The sequence below is a fragment of the Aquimarina sp. MMG016 genome (assembly GCF_018100805.1).
GTDB lineage: Bacteria > Bacteroidota > Bacteroidia > Flavobacteriales > Flavobacteriaceae > Aquimarina.
In genome coordinates, this window is the sequence record NZ_JAGJEA010000006.1 from 62,969 (window position 1) to 83,737 (window position 20,769).

General features: G+C 31.9%; 14 protein-coding genes. 2 read left to right on the plus strand and 12 right to left on the minus strand.

Translation table 11 applies throughout. From position 1 onward, the window contains the following. Positions 1 to 21 precede the first annotated feature (21 nt). The 6 genes from J8M14_RS13250 to J8M14_RS13275 all read right to left on the minus strand — a co-directional run bounded on the left by J8M14_RS13250 (position 22) and on the right by J8M14_RS13275 (position 7,539). Complete coding sequence (locus J8M14_RS13250; RefSeq protein WP_211075200.1) at positions 22 to 870, minus strand: biotin-dependent carboxyltransferase family protein; 849 nt, start codon at positions 868 to 870, stop codon at positions 22 to 24. 8 nt (positions 871 to 878) lie between these two features. Then, positions 879 to 1,601 carry a 5-oxoprolinase subunit PxpB gene (gene pxpB, locus J8M14_RS13255; RefSeq protein WP_211075203.1) on the minus strand — a complete coding sequence of 241 codons (723 nt, stop codon included), beginning with the start codon at positions 1,599 to 1,601 and terminating at the stop codon, positions 879 to 881. Positions 1,602 to 1,606: 5 nt separating this feature from the next. Beyond that, entirely contained in the window at positions 1,607 to 2,335 is a 729-nt protein-coding gene (gene pxpA, locus J8M14_RS13260) for a 5-oxoprolinase subunit PxpA (RefSeq protein WP_211075205.1), read from the minus strand. Between the two features lie 26 nt (positions 2,336 to 2,361). Further along, on the minus strand, positions 2,362 to 3,582 hold the full coding sequence (locus J8M14_RS13265; protein ID WP_211075207.1) for an Nramp family divalent metal transporter: 1,221 nt from the start codon (positions 3,580 to 3,582) through the stop codon (positions 2,362 to 2,364). Between the two features lie 112 nt (positions 3,583 to 3,694). Continuing rightward, a complete protein-coding gene (locus J8M14_RS13270; RefSeq protein ID WP_211075210.1) occupies positions 3,695 to 4,513 on the minus strand; it encodes a peptidoglycan-binding domain-containing protein in 819 nt (272 codons plus the stop codon). Between the two features lie 152 nt (positions 4,514 to 4,665). After that, positions 4,666 to 7,539 carry a pitrilysin family protein gene (locus tag J8M14_RS13275; RefSeq protein WP_211075212.1) on the minus strand — a complete coding sequence of 958 codons (2,874 nt, stop codon included), beginning with the start codon at positions 7,537 to 7,539 and terminating at the stop codon, positions 4,666 to 4,668. Positions 7,540 to 7,774: 235 nt separating this feature from the next. Here J8M14_RS13275 and J8M14_RS13280 point away from each other — a divergent pair, with 235 nt between their 5' ends. Together J8M14_RS13280 and J8M14_RS13285 are read left to right on the plus strand one after the other, a co-directional pair. Then, positions 7,775 to 9,652, plus strand: coding sequence for a CBS domain-containing protein (locus J8M14_RS13280; RefSeq protein ID WP_211075214.1), 1,878 nt, complete (start codon positions 7,775 to 7,777; stop codon positions 9,650 to 9,652). After that, positions 9,636 to 10,841 carry a succinylglutamate desuccinylase/aspartoacylase family protein gene (locus J8M14_RS13285; RefSeq protein WP_211075215.1) on the plus strand — a complete coding sequence of 402 codons (1,206 nt, stop codon included), beginning with the start codon at positions 9,636 to 9,638 and terminating at the stop codon, positions 10,839 to 10,841. Before J8M14_RS13280 ends, J8M14_RS13285 begins: the two co-directional genes overlap by 17 nt. A 16-nt stretch (positions 10,842 to 10,857) precedes the next feature. Here the strand turns inward: J8M14_RS13285 and J8M14_RS13290 are convergent, their stop codons facing one another. The 6 genes from J8M14_RS13290 to J8M14_RS13315 all read right to left on the minus strand — a co-directional run bounded on the left by J8M14_RS13290 (position 10,858) and on the right by J8M14_RS13315 (position 20,752). Then, entirely contained in the window at positions 10,858 to 12,396 is a 1,539-nt protein-coding gene (locus tag J8M14_RS13290) for a YifB family Mg chelatase-like AAA ATPase (RefSeq protein WP_211075216.1), read from the minus strand. 105 nt (positions 12,397 to 12,501) lie between these two features. Beyond that, positions 12,502 to 14,289: a hypothetical protein gene (locus J8M14_RS13295; RefSeq protein ID WP_211075217.1), complete on the minus strand. Its 1,788-nt coding sequence runs from the start codon at positions 14,287 to 14,289 to the stop codon at positions 12,502 to 12,504. Positions 14,290 to 14,299: 10 nt separating this feature from the next. Next, positions 14,300 to 15,487, minus strand: coding sequence for a DUF4249 domain-containing protein (locus J8M14_RS13300; RefSeq protein WP_211075218.1), 1,188 nt, complete (start codon positions 15,485 to 15,487; stop codon positions 14,300 to 14,302). Between the two features lie 30 nt (positions 15,488 to 15,517). Then, complete coding sequence (locus J8M14_RS13305) at positions 15,518 to 18,280, minus strand: carboxypeptidase-like regulatory domain-containing protein (RefSeq protein WP_211075219.1); 2,763 nt, start codon at positions 18,278 to 18,280, stop codon at positions 15,518 to 15,520. Positions 18,281 to 18,286: 6 nt separating this feature from the next. Then, positions 18,287 to 19,063: a hypothetical protein gene (locus J8M14_RS13310; RefSeq protein ID WP_211075220.1), complete on the minus strand. Its 777-nt coding sequence runs from the start codon at positions 19,061 to 19,063 to the stop codon at positions 18,287 to 18,289. Positions 19,064 to 19,417: 354 nt separating this feature from the next. After that, positions 19,418 to 20,752: an aspartate kinase gene (locus J8M14_RS13315; RefSeq protein WP_211075222.1), complete on the minus strand. Its 1,335-nt coding sequence runs from the start codon at positions 20,750 to 20,752 to the stop codon at positions 19,418 to 19,420. Between the last annotated feature and the right edge of the window lie 17 nt (positions 20,753 to 20,769).

Genomic DNA, 20,769 nt, shown 5'->3' on the forward strand with positions numbered 1-20,769 from the left:
AAAGTTCAATCACCAATTGTTCTAAGTAAACTGCAAAAAGTGAAATCTTAACTTAGCTCCAGTTCGCATCTGGGCTAAAATATCAATATCTTCCAATCTTAATTGCAATACTCTTGGATATCCACCAGTAACTTGACAATCTCTCATTAACACCATAAGTTTTCCTGATGGTGTCAATTGAATCGTTCCCGGCAGAACAGGTGAAGTTAACATAGAAGGTAAATCATTATTCAAATTTTCTTCTAATTGGATTGCCATCCTACTTCTTATGTTAGAAACTGTAAATTCTGAACCTAATAATAATTCTTTTTGAGATAAAGATAACCTTTCAAATTCAGGTCCAAGAAATACATGTAATACGTCATAATTTGTATTCAAAACTGTTTTAGAAATTGACGAAAAATGATCTTCAAAATTAGTATAACTTTTATATAGAATTAGATCATCTTTATGAAAACATTCCCTTTTAGTTATTCCCTTAAAAAAAGATCTACTTTTGAAAACAACTTCAGATAAAAACCCATTCTTTATTCCTACATACCCATAAACCTTATTCTTACAAATATTAAAACTTAAAATATCTCCTTTACAAACTTGAATTTGATGATTTAACCTAACAGATTTCTCATTAATACATGCATCAATATTTGCTCCTGTTAAACAAATAATTGCTGGTTCAGTAAATTGCAATTTGGGAGGTTGCAACACCCATTCTATAACAGCACAATTTTCTTCGTTTCCTAAAAGAGCATTTGCTAATTTAAATGATTTTTGATCCATAGCTCCACTTTGAGAAATTCCAAACTTAGAAAAACCTACCCTCCCCTTATCTTGAATAGTAGTAAACAAACCTGGATGTATAACTTTCACATTCCCTATCATATTGCAATGCTATCTGGAAGAAAAAATCCTTTTGAAACTGAAGTACTTATCTCGTTATATTCTTTTTCTTCTATCGATATAAACTGAATTTTATCACCTGGTGACACAAAACAAGGTACCGCGCTTTTAATATCGAAAAAACTCAAAGGGCAATTACCAATAACATGCCAACCGCCAGGGCTATCCATAGGATATACTCCGGTTTGATTTCCACCTAAAGCAACGGATCCTCTTTTAACCATTCTTGCAGGTGTAGATTTACGAGGTAAAATCAACTTATCATTCAATCCGCCTAAGTATAAAAATCCCGGTAAAAAACCTATAAAATAAACTGTATAAATAGGAGAGGTATGCAAAACAATCACATCCTCAACAGAAAGAGATTTACTCATAGCAAAATCTTCTAAGTCCGGAGCAAATTTTTTGTCGTAACAAACAGGTAACCTCCAAAGCTTATTTTTATTCTCTTTAGAGTTGTTGGTAACATATAACGATTTTAGCATAAAAACCTCACCATAGAAATCCTCTATAGTAGATACATATAAAATTAATAATGAGTTATATGATGAAATTACCTCAAGAATTACTTCATCACAATATTTTTCAATCGATTTTTTGTAAAAAAGCAAATCCTGAAGTAGAATCTCGTCAATTTCTGAAGGCCACTCGATTAAAATTGCATTCTCAGCATATCTTTTATATTGTAAATCATACCTCATACTAATCAAATCATAAAATTTCTATTAGTAAATTCAGCACGTAAAAACTTTAAAATTTCAACCACGTTTTGAGTATCTCCATGTATACAAATTGTATCGAAAAAAATCGGAAGCTCCTCTCCTCTTTTAGTTTTAATTTTACCTTGAGAAACCATCTTAAACACATGATCAAAAACATGCTCTGGATCAGTTATTACTGATTCATTTTCTGAGCGAGAAACCAGAGTTAAATCTTCATTATAATTTCGATCTGCAAAAGCTTCAAATTTAATATTCAAAACACCTTTTGAAAGATACGATATTTCTGAATCTTTTGGAGTAATAAGATACAAATCTTTATCGATATTTTTTACAGATTCAATTATTGCTTTTGCTACCTCCCTGTTTTTAACAGCGTGGTTATATAATGCTCCATGAGGTTTTACATGATGTAACGTTTCTCCTTTTTGTTCTACATAAAACTTTACTAGTCGAATCTGCCCTGTAATACTTTGAACCAAATCTTCATAACTTATAGACATAACCTTTCTACCAAAATTCTCTCTATCCGGATACGAAGGGTGTGCTCCGATTTTTACATTGTTTTCGATTGCCAGGTTGATAGTTTTCTGAATTACTTCTTCATTACCAGCATGGCTCCCACAAGCAATATTACACCATGAGATAAATGGCATGATTTCAGCATCAAAACCTATCTCTTCTCCAACATCTGCATTTAAAATAATTCGTTTCATTTTCTTACAAAATGTATAATTTTTACCTACAAATTAGATAGCACTTTCCAAGCACTTCTTAACCCAAGAAAAACAGTAACTCCAAGAATGAGAAAACCAATTATGTTTTGCTTTCTTGAATTGGTATATTTTCCTAGTAAAATTCCCCTATTCATCACCCATAATAAAAAGCCTGCTATAATAGGTAATAATATCCCGTTAGCCACTTGGGCAAATTGTATGATCTCGATTGACTTTAATCCTATTGAAGAAAACAGAACCCCTAGTCCCAAAATGAATATCCATACTGCTCTGAACCTTCTACTTTTTAAATCACTATCCCACCCTAAGCAACCTTTTACTACATATGCAGCTGCTAAAGGCGCAGTAATTGCTGAAGTAATTCCCGCTGCAAAAAGACCTAATGACAACACATATTTTGCAGAAATACCAAAAACAGGTTCTAAACTCTTTGCTAGGTCTGCGGCATTGCTAACCTCTGTACCTCGAATAGACGCTCCTGCAATAACAATAGCCATGGATACTAATCCACCAAGTACAATAGCTATTATTGTATCTTTTCGCACTAATGGTAGTTCCTCCGGAGATTTCCATTTTTCCTTTACCAAAGAAGCATGAAGAAACAAATTATAAGGAACCACTGTAGTCCCAATCAATCCAATAATAGTTAGTAATTTCTCTGAATTAACATTTGGCACGAAGCCTTTAAACAGCAATGAAATGTCTGGTTTGGTGACTATAGCAGCTAGTATAAAGGATAAGCTCATAAAAAGTACTAAAGCGATTAAACTACGTTCCAACACCTTATAATTACCTATATATAGAAGTATGAATGCTATAACCCCAATCAGGATGCTAATATAATTTATGGAAATATCATTGATTTCAATATTTGGAGATCCAACTATTGTAGCCAACCCAAGTACTCCTCCACTTATGTTCCCAGCCTCGTAAGCAGCATTTCCTATGAAGATAGCGGATAGGATAATGATAATCAACATCCATTTAACAAATCTATTTTCAAACTGAGATTTTAATACTTCACTAAGACCATTTTGAGTGACAACCCCTAATCTTGCTGCCATTTCTTGCAGAACAACACATGCAATGATAGACAGTACCAAAGCCCATAACAGCGTATATCCGAACTTCACTCCTGCCAATGTACAGACAGTAACCGTTCCCGGGCCAATAAAAGCAGCTGTTACTAAGGTTCCTGGACCGATGTTAGATAACCATTTTTTCATAAGTTGAATTCAATACTTTTAAAAATATTGAATTCAGCATGGATATCCATGAGATTGTTAATAACACATCTCAAAAGTTCATAAACTCTTGAAATACAAATTTTCCAATCAATTATACTAATGGTGCTATGGAGAAGACATCTATCTTGGATTTTCTTAAGTTTCGAGTTCTCTTCATAACTGCAATACCATTTCTGGAACCTTGAAAATTAGTATTGCCTTCTATAGTTTCTATAACATTACCTGAAATTGCAGTTATAATACCCGTATGTGTCCAATCAAAGGTAGATTTTCTGATAAGAAATACATCTCCTAGCTTTACTAAAGAAGGATCTGTCCTTATCTTTTGATTTCTGATCAGTAATCCTTTTTCTAACCCCTTATTACCTATCGTATCGCAGCTATACGAAAGAGGCATTAAGGTTTTAAAGTTTTCACCCATTTGACTGGCAGCCTGATCAAGGATAGCTTGCACAAAACCCATGCACCAAAACCAAGGTGATCCGTCATTTCCATCCATATAACTACGGACCCACGGGCCGCTATTTGATTGTCCTTTGATATCTAACTCAAAAGGATGATTCTTGAGGTGATTTTCGGCAACTTCAACCACTAAATCTCTTAAGTTACTGCTATGTAGAGGCCCCTCGAAAGCGTCTTTTAGGTTTTTACAAAGTTTATCAAAAACATTTTGGTCGACAGTTCCATTTTCAGTCATCCCATTAATTCTTTGAAAGTTCTTCACTGCCCTTTCTGTTGCTGAACCAAAATCTCCATCTATACTTGTAGCCGTACCACTACTAGGATTCCAAATAGAAAATAATGACAACCAGGATTGAATTTTCATTACATTTTTTCGGTTATTAGAACTCCCTTTTTTCTTTTGAATCGCTTTTATTGTGAGTTCTTTTTGATAAGCTGTTTTTTTCATGATTTAGTGTTTAATTTTGACATCTTCAATGTACCTTTATTAAACTGATTTTCAAATAGGTAAAAACCCTTTATTAGTATAGGTTTTTTTCGCATAGGCATAAAAAAAGGGATATGAACAAGCCATATCCCTTAAAAACTAAATTTATTTTTTTATGGTTTTACTTCAGAAAGCTTAACCTCTTTTGCTTCTTTATCCAATAAAAGTACTTCATCAAAACCTGCATTTCTGAATTGCTTAAACTGCGTTGCTGCATCACCAACTACCAAATAAGCCATTTTGGTCTCATCAAGATATTTATTAGCTAATTCTTTATGTTGCTCCAAAGTCATGTTACGGATTACATCTTCCTCTTTTGCAATATAATCCGGTTCTAAGTCATATCTGCCTATTTCCTGTAACATACCCAGCAGCGCTCTTTGCGTTTCGAATCTACGAGCATTCGACTTTATCATTGCATTCTTAGTAAACGCCAAATCTTCTTCTAATACACCTTCTTTATACTTTGTAATTTCATCCTTGAAGATTTTTACTGATTCAAAAGTAGTATTGGTACGCACACTGGATGAGGCGGTAAAAGTACCAGGTATTTTACTACCACTAAATCTTGACCTTGCCCCATAGGTATATCCTTTTTCCTCTCTTAGAATTAAATTCACATTACCAGAAAAAGAACCTCCAAGTTTATAATTCATAACTGTTGCTGGATAATAATCTTCATCAGTACGAGCCATAGAAAGGTAACCAATATTAATCACCGATTGTTTAGCATTAGGAATATCTACAAAATACAATGAAGACTTATCCCTATTATTCACAATTTCATATTCTGGAATAGTAACTTCTTTACCAGCCCATTTACTTTCTAAATCACTTAAAACCTCAATAGTTTTACTTTGATCAATATCGCCTACGATTTGGAATTTACTCACTGAAGGTGAAAAATTATCTTGATAAAACTTCTTTAAATCATCAATCGTTATTGACTCTACCGATGCTACAGTTCCTGAAGTTGGGTAAGCGAACATATGGTTTTCACCATACAAAACTTTATTATACACATTTCTGGCTACTACATTGGGATTTGCATTAGATCTTTTGATATCATTGATAGTTTTAGTCTTAATTCTACCAAACTCTTCTTCATCCCAACGAGGCTCCATAAGAATTTCTTCTACAATATCCATTGTCTTGTCAAAATTACGGACTAGAGTGTTACCGCGAATAATAATTGATTCTCTCGTGGTAAACATATTAATATTAGCTCCTAATAGTTCTATTTCTTCTTCTAACTGTTCTGGAGTTTTAGTTGCTGTACCTTCCATCATAATATCTGTCATTAGGTTAGCTACTCCTACTTTATCAAAAGAATCTAACAGATGACCTCCAGAAATCACTAAACTAAAGTTTACCAATGGAAGTTCACTTTGCTGAATACCATATACTTTGATACCATTAGCAAGTGTAGCATTCCAAGATTTTGGAATATTTAACTTAGGGGATTCTCCTTGAGCAGGTTCAATAGAACGATCAAAAGCAGAAGGTGTTTTCTCAATTTCCTCTCCTGCATCGGCAACCGCTGACTCAACATTTTCTTTAATCTCTTCTTCTACAACTGCTGCTAACTGTGAATCTTTAGCAACTAAATCTACTTTACCCTTTGGAACAAAACTAGTAATTACATATGGCTTATCTTTAACATACGTATTGTACACTCTAAGCACATCGTCCTTGGTTACTGCTTTAATATTCTCTATATCCTGAGTAATAAATCCTGGATCGCCTGCAAACACATTGTATTGTGCAAGCTGAAATGATTTTCCTAACACACTACTAATTCCATTGTAAAAATTAGTCTCTAGACCAGCTTTGATACGTTCGATGTCAGTATCTGTAATTCCTTCTTCTTCAAATTTCTTGAATGCTTCAAAAACTGCGGCTTCAATATCGGCTAAGCTCTTCCCATCATTCGCAGTAATATTAATTCTAAATTTACCTGCCAACTCCATAGATCGATTCCAAGCATTAGTATCAGAAGTAAGCTCTTTATCCTTTACCAATACCTTATATAGTGGTGCTTTTTTTCCTTCGGAAAGCAATTCTGCTAAAAAATCTAAAGCATAAGCGTCTTTGGTGTATTGTTCTACTGTTGGCCAAACCATATTTAACTGAGCTGTTGTAGCAAAGTTATCTTCATGAAAAAACCTTTTGGTTTCTGATAAAGTTACATTTTGAATTGGCATTTTTTCTACTTCCTGACGCTTTTTTATTTCTCCAAAGTATTTTTCAATCATTGCTTTAGCCTCATTTGTTTCAAAATCTCCTGCTAAAACTAATGTTGCATTATTTGGACCATAGAACTTATCATAAAACTCTTTTACATCCTCTACAGTTGCATTCTGAAGGTCCACTAGTTCTCCAATCACTTGCCAATTATAAGGATGCCCTTCAGGAAAGATATTTTTATCTATTACCCAATTTGTATGTCCGTAAGGATTATTATCTACACGTTGTCTTTTTTCATTCTGAACAACTTCCTGTTGATTTTTAAAAGCACTTTTGGTAACTGTATTAATTAAGAACCCCATTCTATCAGACTCTAACCACATAACAGTTTCCATAGCATTTTTAGGAACTACTTCGTAGTAAATTGTTCCATCTTGCCAGGTTCCACCATTTAATGTACCTCCAGCATCCTGAATCTTCTTGAAAAACTGATCTTGTCCTACATTTTCGGATTCTTGAAACAACATGTGTTCAAATAGGTGAGCAAATCCTGTTCTTCCTGTTTTTTCTCTATTAGAACCTACCCCATACTGAATCGCTAAAGAAACTATAGGGTCTGATTTATCCTGATGTAATACTACTTCAAGGCCATTTTCTAATTCGTACTTTTCGAAATCTATAGATAGTTTTCCGACCTCTTCAGTCTGTGAATCGGAAGCCGCCTCCTTTTTGCAAGAAACAAACCCTAAAAATAAAAAGGATACCATAATCACTAGCATCCGGGAAACTCGAGTTTTCATATTTTGTTTTTTTGATTAAAAGCCTAAAAATATGACAAGCTATTGAGTATGTAGATTGAAAGATTACTAAAAAAACGTTAAAATCATTAGGATTTCCTCACAAACACCACTTAATTAAGGAAATAATTATCACTTACTCAAACAAAAGTGTAAGAAATATAAAGGTAGAGCTGATAAAAATCACTTTTTATCTCTTCATATTTACCGAACTTCGAATAATTCTTATTTCGAAAAAATGGGCGAACACTTAGTTAAAAAAATTAATAATAAGGAAAATAGAGCTGAATTTATTAAGCATTTACTAGACGATGTAAAAGCGCTAGAGCTTATGCTTAAACAAAATTTAATCGAAGATGATATCATTAGGATTGGTGCTGAGCAAGAGTTTTGTCTGATTACGGATAGTTGGCGCCCTGCCAAAAATGCAGAGAAAATCCTTAATGCTATTAATGATCCACATTTCACCACAGAACTAGCCAAATATAATTTAGAGATTAACCTGGATCCTTTAAAATTAGAAGGTAACTGTTTTACGGAAGTTGAATCCCAATTAAAAACTTTGCTTAAAAAAGCTGCAATTACAGCGGATAAATATGATACCAAAGTATTACTAACAGGCATTCTACCAACCATTACCAAGAATGAATTGAGTTTTGAGTACATGACTCCAAGTCCAAGATATTGGGCACTTAATGAAAAACTCAAAGAAATTAGAGGTACTGATTTCAAACTTCATCTTCGAGGAGTTGACGAACTAACCATATATCATGACTCCGTACTTTTTGAAGGATGTAACACCAGTTTTCAAATGCATCTGCAGGTCCCCCCGAAAGATTTTATTTCCAGCTATAACTGGGCGCAAGCTATTTCTGCACCCATTTTAGGAATTAGTACAAATTCTCCATTACTTCTCGGTAGAGAACTTTGGAATGAAACCCGTATTGCATTATTTCGTCAAAGTTTGGATACACGAAGTTCTTCCTATGCGCTAAAAGATCAACAGGCAAGGGTATCTTTTGGGGATAATTGGTCCTCTGAGTCTATAGTAGATGTTTATAAAAATGATATAGTAAATCATAAAATAATCATTGCCAAGGACATTAAAGCCAACTCATTAGACGAACTAAAAGAAGGAGTTATTCCAAAACTTTCTGCACTTGCTCTTCATAATGGAACTATATATAGATGGAATCGTCCGTGTTATGGAGTTGGAGGAGGAAAACCACACATTAGAATAGAAAACCGATACATACCTTCAGGACCCACTATACAAGACGAAATAGCCAACTTTGCATTATGGGCAGGAATAATGATGGGACGCCCTTCAAAATATGACGACTTATCAATTTGTATGGATTTTAAGGATGCCAAATCCAATTTTGTTAAGACCGCACGAATGGGAAAGGATACTATCTTAAGCTGGATGGGTAACCATATTTCTGTTCAGGATTTGATAATTAAAGAACTATTACCTATAGCTTATTCTGGATTAAAAAGAATGCAAATTGACAAAGAAGATATAGAGCGTCTACTAAAAATTATAGAAAATAGGACTAAAGGCACTTCGGGTTCCCAATGGCAAATAAAAAATTATCGATGGCTTCGTAACACTATGAAGCAAGATGATGCTCTACGAGCGTTAACAAAAGCCATGTATCAAAATCAGCAAAATGAGTTCACTATACCTGAATGGCCAGACTTAAAAACAAAACCTGAAATTAATGAAGCTTCGCACCTAGTAGGTCACATAATGTCTACTAGGTTATTTACCGTAAACAAAAATGATATTGCCAATCTTGCTACAAGTATTATGAAATGGAAAAATATACATCACGTACCTGTGGAGAATAATTCGGGAGAGCTATGTGGATTGTTGACTTGGACACATGTAGAAAGGCAACAAAAACTATCACATAACGGTAACGAAAAAATTGTAGCGGATATTATGGTAAAAGAGGTAATCACTGTTCAACCAGGAACTACAATAAAAGCTGCCATAAGCATTATGAAAAAACATGAAATAGGTTGTCTTCCTGTGACTCAAAGTGATGACTTGGTAGGAATCATAACAATTAAAGATGTAATTGAATTTGATAATGGTAAAAGTGTATAGTAAGGCGCTAAAAGAATCTATAAAGATCGATCGTATAATTGGGAGTTTTAAAGGAAGTATACAAGGGCCTACTCTTATTTTTATAGGTGGTATTCATGGAAATGAACCAGCTGGAGTCTTTGCATTAGATCAAGTGCTTAAAGAATTAGAAAAACAAGAATTATCATGTATTGGAAATATTTATGCTATAAGTGGCAATCTCCAAGCGCTGGAGAGCGGAAAACGTTATTATAAAGAGGACTTGAATCGAGTGTGGACTTCGGATCGAATGAATGGATTATGCTCTGGAACTATACAGGCTATTAATGAGGACGTTTATGAACAGATTGGTATTTACAAAACCATTATTAAAATTCTTGAAACAGAAAAGGGTCCTTTTTATTTTTTTGACCTTCATACTACTTCGAGTAAAACGACTCCCTTTCTTACTGTAAATGATAGTTTACTAAACAGAAAGTTTACTATGCAATATCCCGTTCCTATGATACTAGGTATCGAAGAATATTTGAATGGTCCTCTACTTAGTTATATCAATGAGTTGGGATACATTTCTTTTGGTTTTGAGGGTGGACAACACAATGATCCTTTATCTATTAAAAATCACGTAGCTTTTATCTATCTCTCTATGATTTTTACCGGATGTATTGATAAAAGTCAGATTAACTACCATTATTATTATAAACAACTGGCCAATTCCTGCGAAAACCCCAATCAAATCTTCGAGATCTTTTACAGACATAATGTCCAATCCGAAGAAAACTTCAGCATGGAACCTGGCTTTATTAATTTTCAAAAGGTGAATAAGAATCAGAAATTAGCAACGCACAACGCTCAAACAATTTTTGCTCCTAAATCCGGAAGGGTATTCATGCCTCTATATCAAAATCAAGGAGATGATGGATTTTTTGTTATAAAGGAAGTTCTACCGTTATTCCTGCACTTATCTTCTTTATTACGAAAAATCCGATTCGATCATATTCTTCCAATATTCCCAGGTATACGATGGATTTCAAATAAAAAAGATGCTTTAAGAGTAAACCTAAAAGTTGCAAGGTTTTTCACAAAACAGTTCTTTCATTTGATAGGTTATAGAAGTAAACAAATTGACAAAACCCATCTTATAGTAAAAAACAGGGAAACTGCATCAAGAAAAAAAGAATATAAAAATGCAGTTTGGAATGTAAAATAAGTTTATCAACACTTCATTACCCCAACCACCCATCACGATCTAAACTGCGATATTGTATCGCTTCAGAAATGTGATTGCCTTGAATGTGTTCTGATCCTTCAAGATCCGCAATCGTTCTTGAAACCTTCAAAATTCTGTCATATGCTCTGGCAGACAAATTTAACCGCTCCATTGCCGTTTTTAGCAATTCTTTTGAAGCATCATCTAATTGGCAATATTCACGAATTTGTTTTACACCCATTTGAGCATTATAATGGATGTTTTGTAATTCTGAAAATCTTTTAGTTTGTATGTCTCTTGCTTTAATAACACGATTTCTGATATCCACACTTGATTCTCCTCTTCTTTCCTCACTTAATTTATCAAATGGAACAGGAGTTACTTCTATATGAATATCAATACGATCCAATAAAGGTCCCGAAATCTTACTAAGATATCGCTGCATTTCTGCCGGAGAAGAAGTTACCGGTGCATCGGGATCATTAAAATATCCACCAGGACTTGGGTTCATACTTGCAACCAACATAAAACTAGAAGGGTAAGTTACAGTGAATTTTGCTCTGGAAATTGTTACCTCTCTATCCTCTAATGGCTGCCGCATGACTTCCAGAACACTTCTTTTAAACTCCGGAAGCTCATCTAAAAACAACACTCCATTATGAGACAATGAGATTTCACCTGGTTGCGGATATGCTCCTCCTCCTACTAATGCCACATCTGATATAGTATGATGTGGACTTCGAAATGGCCGTTGAGCCATTAATCCAACATTTTCTTTTATACGCCCTACTACGCTATGAATTTTTGTAGTTTCTAAAGCTTCTTGTAAAGACATTGGAGGAAGAATACTTGGTAATCTTTTACTCAACATCGTTTTACCACTTCCTGGAGGACCTACTAGTATAATATTGTGACCACCAGCTGCAGCTATCTCCATACACCTTTTGATACTCTCCTGACCTTTTACATCTGCGAAATCAAACTCAGGATTATCTAATTCCTTATAGAACTCCTCTCTGGTATTTACAATTGTTCTTTCTAAGTCTCCTTTTCCATCAAAGAAATCGATAACTTCCTTAATGTTTTCTACTCCATAAACTTCGAGATTATCTACAATTGCCGCTTCTTTGGCATTTTGTTTAGGTAGAATAAAACCTTTAAAGCCTTCCTCCCTAGCTTTGATAGCAATTGGCAAAGCTCCTTTTATAGGTTGTAAACTCCCATCAAGTGAAAGCTCACCCATAATTAAATAATCACCTATATTCTCTCCTTTTATCTGGGAACTTGCCGCTAATATCCCTAAAGCTAAGGTTAGATCATATGCAGACCCCTCTTTTCTAAGATCTGCAGGAGCCATGTTGATAGTGATCTTTTTCCCTGGTAATTTATACCCATTATTCTGTAATGCTGCAGCTATACGAAAACTACTTTCTTTTATAGCATTATCTGGTAATCCAACTAAATGATACCCTATTCCTTTATCAATATTAACCTCTACAGTGATGGTAGTAGCCTCAACACCAAAAACGGCGCTTCCGAAGACTTTAATGAGCATATTCTATATTTTCCCTAAATGTAAAAAAATATGTTAAAATTGGAATCTAATATTGAAGAAAAAGTATTAGTCATACTGTAACTTATAGCAAAGTTAAAGAAGTGTTTATTCTACAGTTATAATTTTTCTTAAAGAAACTGGCGCTCCGTTCTTTGCAAACCCCTCCAAACAAATCTCATAACTCCCGATATTATCAGAAGTGAAAAAGCTTATTTGAATTTCCTCTTTTTCTATTTTAATGTTTGGGTTCCATAACAATTGATTACGAAAATCCGGAATTCGATTTTTATTACCATTACCATTATAGGATTGATGAAAATATTTTTTATGAGGTACCGGCTTTAATAATTCAACCTTATTAATATAATTCTTATTTATTGTAGAATAATAATCACCTTCCTTAGTTTCTATATCTAAAATTCCTTGAAAAACATGTGATCCCAGATAATGTTTATCTCTTGACAGGGTTATTCTTTTGATTTTTCTTGAATCATACTCAACTAAATCATCGTGATCTTGAATAATAAGTCCATCAACAATAACAAGAGGCAAGTAATCAGGTTCATTATATGGTGGATGTTTATACCTAACCTGAAAAACAGAGCTTCCATTTTGTGTTTTCTTAATCCAAGCATTGTCAATGACCTCTACTAACGTTTCTTTTACCGTCGAGAATCTTGTGTAATTATCTAAATCATAAATCTCAACTTGATCTCCATAAAAAGGTTTTATCCTATCAGCTGAAACTAATGTATCAGGCTTTAAACTAAAATATCCATTCCTTATCTGATTATAGACACTTCTATCTAGAATCATTTTTTCCATTTCTTGTGTTATTTCAAATTGATTGAATAACAAGCTTTTATAACTCAATGAGGTTTTTTCCTGTAGTTCAATTTTAAACCTGTCCTTATAACCTAGAACTTGTAAATAAGCATTATCTTCTTGATATTCTTTATCCAAATTAAAGTAGAAATCACCATTTTTATCTGTTGTAGCAATTTTTACTTCATATTCTTTTCCTGGAATAGAAAGAGCTACTTTTTTATTTAGAAGATCTATGTCTGAAGAATTAGAAATTAATTTCCCAGATACTAATTCTCCTCTAAACTCAGGAAGTACTGCCAATTCTTCAATCGAATTTATTTTTTTAGATATGTTCTTTTTATTTAAAGATTTAAATTTAATAGCTGTCTCCTTTAAAGGAATATCTATGGTGTCTATTTTTCTAACAGAAATGGAATAATCTCCTTGTCTATAAGATTCTAATGAGCTTTTTATTTTAAGAGAAACCTCATCCCTTTTTTTGAAATTATCTTTATTTAAAAGCAGAGAAATATTTTTTGCATTACTCAGTTTAACTCCACCACTTTTGGACATCTGAGTTTGCTCCTTTACACCGAAATTATTATTGTCCCCATTTGATTTTTCTAAAAGCTTTGTTTGATTCCCTTGATATGGATTAATTATTGCAAGATCACCTTGAAAAAAATTATCACTCCCTTTATTCTTCATCCATTGTGTATATGCTATTATCTTATAATTACCAGAGGGTAATGAAACTGAAACAAAAAAGTCTCCCTGTCCTTGTCCTTCTTCTAGTTTTATCTTTTGTTTGGCAATGGTCTTTTTATCTTCTCCTACTAACTCTAAATAAGCTATCTTACTTAATTCGCTTAAATTTTCATTCTCATCATTAATGCAGTATATTTTATAGTATAGATATTCTCCTGAAAATAGTAATGATGTATTATAATGTACAAAAACACTTTCAGAAGGGATCTCAACTCCTACTTTGTTTACAATACTATTATTGGTTTGACTAAAAGATTGATTATGAATTCCACCTAAAAGAAGAAAATTAATAATAGCTAAATAGATCTTTGTATTCATAACCATATAATTAGTTTTCCCAAAAATCAGGAGTTACATTACTACCAAACTCATTACAATCACCACAACCTGTCAAAGTCATAAAATATGTATCAGTAAATGAATCATAACCAGATAAATTATCATAACCTATACTTATGAAATTTAATAAATTAGATGCTCCTTGAGGAGTAGACGGAGAAAAATCTAATACTTCACAGTCAATAAAAAAAGGTGGTCGAGTTTCATTTGGGAAAAAGTCCTTAAACTCAAAAAATATTCTTCTTGAAGATACTGAAGACACATCAAAAAAGCCTAATACTTTTTCTTGATCATTACTTATTGAAGAGATATTACCATTTATAAACCCCGGTTGTACTTGTGAAAACAAACTTTCAGGATCAGAAAACTCTTTAAGTGTTTCATAAAATGTTTGAGCCTTTCTGGATTGAATAAATTGACGAACCAAAATACTATATCGATTTCTTAATACTGTGTTATTCTTATCGATAAACAAAACCGGAAATTTAGTAATTCTATTTTCACTTAAATTAACAGTATTCGTAATATTTATAGTATTAGATAAATCAGTCTTATAACATATTCTTTCTTCTGTTGTTCTGGGAACAACAGAAAATGAAGGAGGGTTTCTTGACAAAATCTCTACCTCAAACTCTGACCAAAAAGGAGCTATTATTTGATATGTCTCCTCATATTCATAACGATAAAATATTGCATTTCCAGTGGCATCAAAACTATCAACAAAAACTGCAATACCTTCATCTCCCGATTCATTTACAGTTTTCTCTGCATATAAATCATCTATTTGTGTTTTTTGAGGTAATGTAACAGATTCAGAAACATATGTTTCTCCATTTTCAGTTCTAATTGTAAGTTGATAATTTCTATCTGATTGTATCATAAAAGGAGAAACAGAAACATATTTACCCATATCAGCTTCCTCAAAAACATATTCATTTTGTAAATTATCAATCACCCTAACATCTGCATTACTTTCTCCAAAAAAACTTTCTTCTTCTAAACGAAATGTTCTTGATAATTGAATTTCGTGTTGTTTTAATTCATCGGTTAAAACAGCTTCTATTACTAAAATATCTTCAAAAGTCTCAGTACCTATATCAAATGGTTCTGTACAACCAATTGTACAAAAATTGATAATAACGTACAAAAAGATCATATATGGTTTCCTAAATGCCATACTTTTAAAATCTAAACATGTTATATTAAATTAAAATCTAAAATTATATGTAATTGAAGGGATTGGAACTGAAAAAATTGAACTTTTTAAAGCTTTTATCTCTCCATTATCTGTAACAAAAAACACTGAAAAAGGATTATTACGTCCTAAGACATTATATATCGATATCGTCCAAAAACTATGCGCAAATTTTTTGATTTTATGATTTCCTTCAATATTAAAACCAATATCCAACCTATAAAAATCCGGAATTCTAAATTTATTACGATCACTAAATACAACAAAATCAGAACCATTAAAATTAAACCTACCAACAGGGAAGGTCACTGGTCTTCCTGTTTGATAAACAAAATTAGTTGAAAGACTAAAACGATTAGTTAACTTATAATTAGTAACCAAACTTATATCATGTGGTTTATCAAAATTTGAAGGAAAAAAATCTCCGTTATTTACTCTTTCTTCAGGAAAATCACTATCTAATTTTATTAACGAACGAGAATATGTATATCCTAACCAACCATTGAATTTACCTTTATTCTTTCTTAACAAAAACTCAATACCATAAGCTTTACCTTCTCCTTGCAAAACTTCTGTTTCAATACTTTCATTAAGTAATATTTGAGCTCCTGTTTTGAAATCCAATATATTCTTTGACCTTTTATAAAAACCTTCTAAGCTAATCTCATAAGAGTTATTTTTTAAATTCTTATAAAGCCCTAATGAATATTGATTTGCTCTTTGTGGTTCAATATTTAAATCTGAAAGCTTCCATATATCCACAGGAGATACTGTGGTATTATTAGATAATCTATGAATGTATTGAAACGTATTATTATAACTTCCTTTTATAGAAAAATCATCACCCAACAAATACCTAGCCGACACTCGAACTTCAGGACCTCCATACTTTTTTATAACCTCATTTTTACCAAAGCTCAATGTATCTATCACTGTTGTTTCGTTTCTAGGTCGACCATTTTCAAATATTCTTTGTGTTCTTTCCCCCAAAGCATTATATATGGAGTATCTTAATCCGGCGTTTATCGAAAACTTTTCTGTTAAATCTAATTTTCCTGATATGAATGCAGCAGATTCTAAACCTCTTTCTTTAGGTATTCTGAGTGGTTTAATTATAGAACCAGATTCTAAGGGTTCTATACTACCTGGCCTTACTGTGTATAATTTACTATTAATGCCATAACTAAATTTATATTTTTGACTATATAAATAGTTCATTTTTAATTTCACTTCTGTTTCTTCAATACTATAACCTAAGTCAAAGTCATTACTAGAATCTCCATCAAATTCAATATTAAATTTATATTGGCTATTAGCTAATAGTAAACTTCCATTATTTTTATCATCAAATCTATGGTCCCATTTTAAAGATAATAACCTATTACTATAGATATAAAGGGAATCAGAAGTTATACTAAAATCATCTCTGCTAAGATATGCGGTAGTTTTTATATTATTATTTTCATTAATCTTATGACTATAATTTCCTATTACATCATAGAATGATGCTTCACTATTATTTAAAGATTCATCATCCAAAGATCTTAATATCCAATTTGCATAAGCCCCTCTTCCTCCGACCAAAAGTGATGACTTTTCTTTTACAATTGGCGTTTCTAAAACCAAATTACCGGTTACAGGTCCAATTGAAGCTTCACCTCCAAATTTTGATACATTTCCTTCTTTTGTTTTTAGATCGAATACTGAGGACAATCTTCCTCCATATTCTGCAGGTATAGTTCCTTTATAAATATTTACCTCACCCAAAGCAAATGGATTTAATGCTGAAAAAATACCAAAAAAATGCTGTGGGTTATATACAACCCCATCATCCAGAAGTATTAAATTCTGATCAGATTTACCTCCTCTGACATTAAACCCTGCAGATCCTTCACCAGCAGTAGTAATACCTGGTAATGTAGTAGCTACTTTAAGAACATCTCTTTCTCCCAAAACTAAAGGTATGTTTTTTGATTCTTCTACATCTATCTGTTCAGTACCTGTAATAGTTTCTGTTACATTTTTATCTATCTCAGCTTCTAAAATTACTTCATCTAATAACTCTAGACTTTCGTTTAAATTAAAATTTAATTCTCCACTATTATATAAAACTACTATTTTCCTTGAGTCTTCTATACCTAAAGACCTGGTTTCAATAGTATACTTACCTATAGGCAACTCTACTTGATAATACCCGTTTTGATCACTCTGTATAGTGATATCATTTTCCTTTATTTTAATAGCTAAATTGGCAATTGGTTCTCCTGTTCTAATGTTTATAGCATAACCACTAAGTACAACATTTTTCTCTGGATTGCCTTTACTTTCTTTTCCTATTCGAATAATTTCACTTTTTTTAGAAGGCTTATTATTTCTATAAAAAATTGGTTTTACCTCGGTTCCTTTGTTTTTTAATTTTTCTGTATTCGTTTCATTTTTCTTTCCAAAAAAACCTTTAGGAAGATTATCGTAAATAATATTGTTTTGTATGAGAACAACTTCATTTTCATTAAGAAGATAATAATTGATTACAGTATCTTTAAAAATATCATCTAATATTATTTCCAAATCTACATTTTGATATGACTTAGAAATTATCTTATCTGTAAACCAATTTTGATTATAGTAAAAATGATAATCCGTAATCTTTTCAATACTATTTATAGCTTCCTGAATATTAAAATCATCAAATGTTATGGATATTTTAGATTTATCATCCTGAGAAACCATTAAACTGATATTGAACAAAAAACTAATTATTAAAATTTTCCGCATATAAAATCAATTATCTTCTTTAGAAAGCAGTGTAAATATTCGTCTTAATAATGTTTGATTGAATAAATCTTTATTTGATCTTTTTAATGCTCTTGAAGCATTATAATAAGAATCAATATCTTTTTTGAATTTAGGAAACACCTTTATAAAATCACTTTTATTGTTTACATAATGATACGAATCATTATAATAAAGTACATATTCATTTTTGCTTAAAAACTCATAGTACACTACTTTATTTCTTTCTCTTCTTTTAACATTCTTCTTATGTTTCTTTAGAAGTATAAAAATGGAAGTCTCAAGTAGTGATTCGTGAAATCCATGTATACTACTGGTATTATTATCATCCTTTTTATTTATATTAATAAACCTATGATTATCAATAGTAAAAGAATGAACATTACTTTTTATAAGTTGTAAAGTAATTTCTCCATATCCTCTTTTTAATTTTACCAAAACTTCGTCACCATGCACATCATATTTCATTGATAAATCAAAATATTCTTGTCCATCATAATCTATTGAACCTCTCAAAAAATCAGGAACCTCAAAAAACCTATGTTTTTCATTAATTGTTAAATATCTATCATTAAAAAAGACACCATTAAACAAACTTGTATTTTCAAAATTCACAGAACTATCAAACCAATTATAATATATACTAGATTGATCACTTTTTCCTATCTGAGCATTTAAGAAGAATTTAGATAGCAAAAAGGGTAAGAATACAAACAATACCTTTTTGTAATTTATAACCATAAAATTATTATAATATTCCTTCAATATTTATAGTTTGACCCTCGTAAAAAGAATCAAAAATCGTTTAAGAATGAAAATGAAATTAGTGTTTCCCTTGACTGTGTTACTCTACAGACATTTTAAATATAGACCTTTTTAAAAACAACCATGAAACATTCTATTGTTAAATAACATAAACTTAACTTTTTCAATGGTCTGAGAATAGGTGAAGAAAAGTAGGTCATTTTTAGAATTCAAAAATAAATCTACCCCAGTTTTGTTAGGCTGTAAAACCCATAACATCAAAAGTAGGGTTTGTACTTAAGTGGTGGTTAATCTATAAAGATCAATTAAATACAACCCTACTTTCTGCTCATCTTAACAACATAACAAATTGGCTTATACTAATGCTTCATGATGAGTATTAAATAGTTTCTCATTTAAGAATCTCAAAGTTGGTATTTTATCCTTGGTGTCTACTAAAATCGAAATGTTATTATTACTTCCCCCATAAGAAATCATCCTTACAGGAATATAATTTAAAACCTCAAAAAGTTTGTATGAATTTCTGTCATTAATAACTGATTCTCCAACAATACATATAATACTATGATTTTGTTCAATTGTAACTTCTGCGTAATTTTCGATTTCCTTTACAATTTCATCAAGGTTACTTGTATCATCAATAGTAAGAGAAATTGCAATCTCAGAAGTTGTTATCATATCAATCGAAGTATGAAAGTTATCAAAAACTTCAAAAATTCTTCTTAAGTACCCATGTGCCATAAGCATTCGGTTAGACTTAATCTTAATCGCTGTAATATCATCTTTTGCAGAGATAGCCTTCAATCCTTTTTTATAGGTTCTATTAGAGATAATAGTACCAGCCGCCTGAGGATCAAAAGTGTTTTTTAATAAAACCGGAATATCCTTATCCACCACTGGTGAAACCGTTTGAGGATGTAAAATTTTAGCTCCAAAATAAGCTAACTCAGCAGCTTCATTATAGGTTAGATGTGAAATAGGATGTGTTTCTTCTACATATCGTGGATCATTATTATGCAAGCCATCAATATCAGTCCATATCTGTACCTCATTGGCTTGCAATGCTGCTCCAATTATAGTAGCGGTATAATCACTTCCGCCTCTTTTTAAGTGATTTATCTCTCCGTTTTCATCTTTACAGACAAAACCTTGAGTAATATATATCTGTGATTTAATTTCTGCTTCTAATACTTTATGAAGTTTTTTAGAAACCTTATCTATATTTGGGTTTTCTACTGAATCCACGAACATGAAATCCTTAGCATCCAGCAAAACATTGTTAACACCTATAGAGTTTAAAAACTTGGAGAATATAAATGTTAGTAATGTTTCACCATAGGTAATAACTTTAGAGTTGATAGCTTCTGAATATTTTTGACTCGTCAACTCAAACATCTCAGTAATTAAGAATGAAATACTATCTTTCAATTCGCTTCTTAATTCTTTATCCTCAATCAGTTGATCAATTACATCGCAATGCTTAGTCTCTAATCTATGTAAATTCCTTGTAATAGCTTCTGTATCCCCGAATCTAATATTTTCTACCAAACGAACCAATTGATCAGTAACTCCTGACATAGCTGAACACACAACAATCTTTTGCTCATCATCACTAATAAGTATATTTTTTACTTTTTGTAAATTTTCGACTGATCCTACAGAAGTACCTCCAAACTTTAAAACTTTCATCTATTCATACATTTTAT

What these genes read in the sequence shown, in the direction of transcription:
- pxpB (WP_211075203.1), bottom strand. Translation starts at nt 1,601, where the DNA reads ATGAGGTATGATTTACAATATAAAAGATATGCTGAGAATGCAATTTTA.
- pxpA (WP_211075205.1), bottom strand. Translation starts at nt 2,335, where the DNA reads ATGAAACGAATTATTTTAAATGCAGATGTTGGAGAAGAGATAGGTTTT.
- J8M14_RS13265 (WP_211075207.1), bottom strand. Translation starts at nt 3,582, where the DNA reads ATGAAAAAATGGTTATCTAACATCGGTCCAGGAACCTTAGTAACAGCT.
- J8M14_RS13270 (WP_211075210.1), bottom strand. Translation starts at nt 4,513, where the DNA reads ATGAAAAAAACAGCTTATCAAAAAGAACTCACAATAAAAGCGATTCAA.
- J8M14_RS13275 (WP_211075212.1), bottom strand. Translation starts at nt 7,539, where the DNA reads ATGAAAACTCGAGTTTCCCGGATGCTAGTGATTATGGTATCCTTTTTA.
- J8M14_RS13280 (WP_211075214.1), top strand. Translation starts at nt 7,775, where the DNA reads ATGGGCGAACACTTAGTTAAAAAAATTAATAATAAGGAAAATAGAGCT.
- J8M14_RS13285 (WP_211075215.1), top strand. Translation starts at nt 9,636, where the DNA reads ATGGTAAAAGTGTATAGTAAGGCGCTAAAAGAATCTATAAAGATCGAT.
- J8M14_RS13290 (WP_211075216.1), bottom strand. Translation starts at nt 12,396, where the DNA reads ATGCTCATTAAAGTCTTCGGAAGCGCCGTTTTTGGTGTTGAGGCTACT.
- J8M14_RS13295 (WP_211075217.1), bottom strand. Translation starts at nt 14,289, where the DNA reads ATGAATACAAAGATCTATTTAGCTATTATTAATTTTCTTCTTTTAGGT.
- J8M14_RS13300 (WP_211075218.1), bottom strand. Translation starts at nt 15,487, where the DNA reads ATGGCATTTAGGAAACCATATATGATCTTTTTGTACGTTATTATCAAT.
- J8M14_RS13305 (WP_211075219.1), bottom strand. Translation starts at nt 18,280, where the DNA reads ATGCGGAAAATTTTAATAATTAGTTTTTTGTTCAATATCAGTTTAATG.
- J8M14_RS13315 (WP_211075222.1), bottom strand. Translation starts at nt 20,752, where the DNA reads ATGAAAGTTTTAAAGTTTGGAGGTACTTCTGTAGGATCAGTCGAAAAT.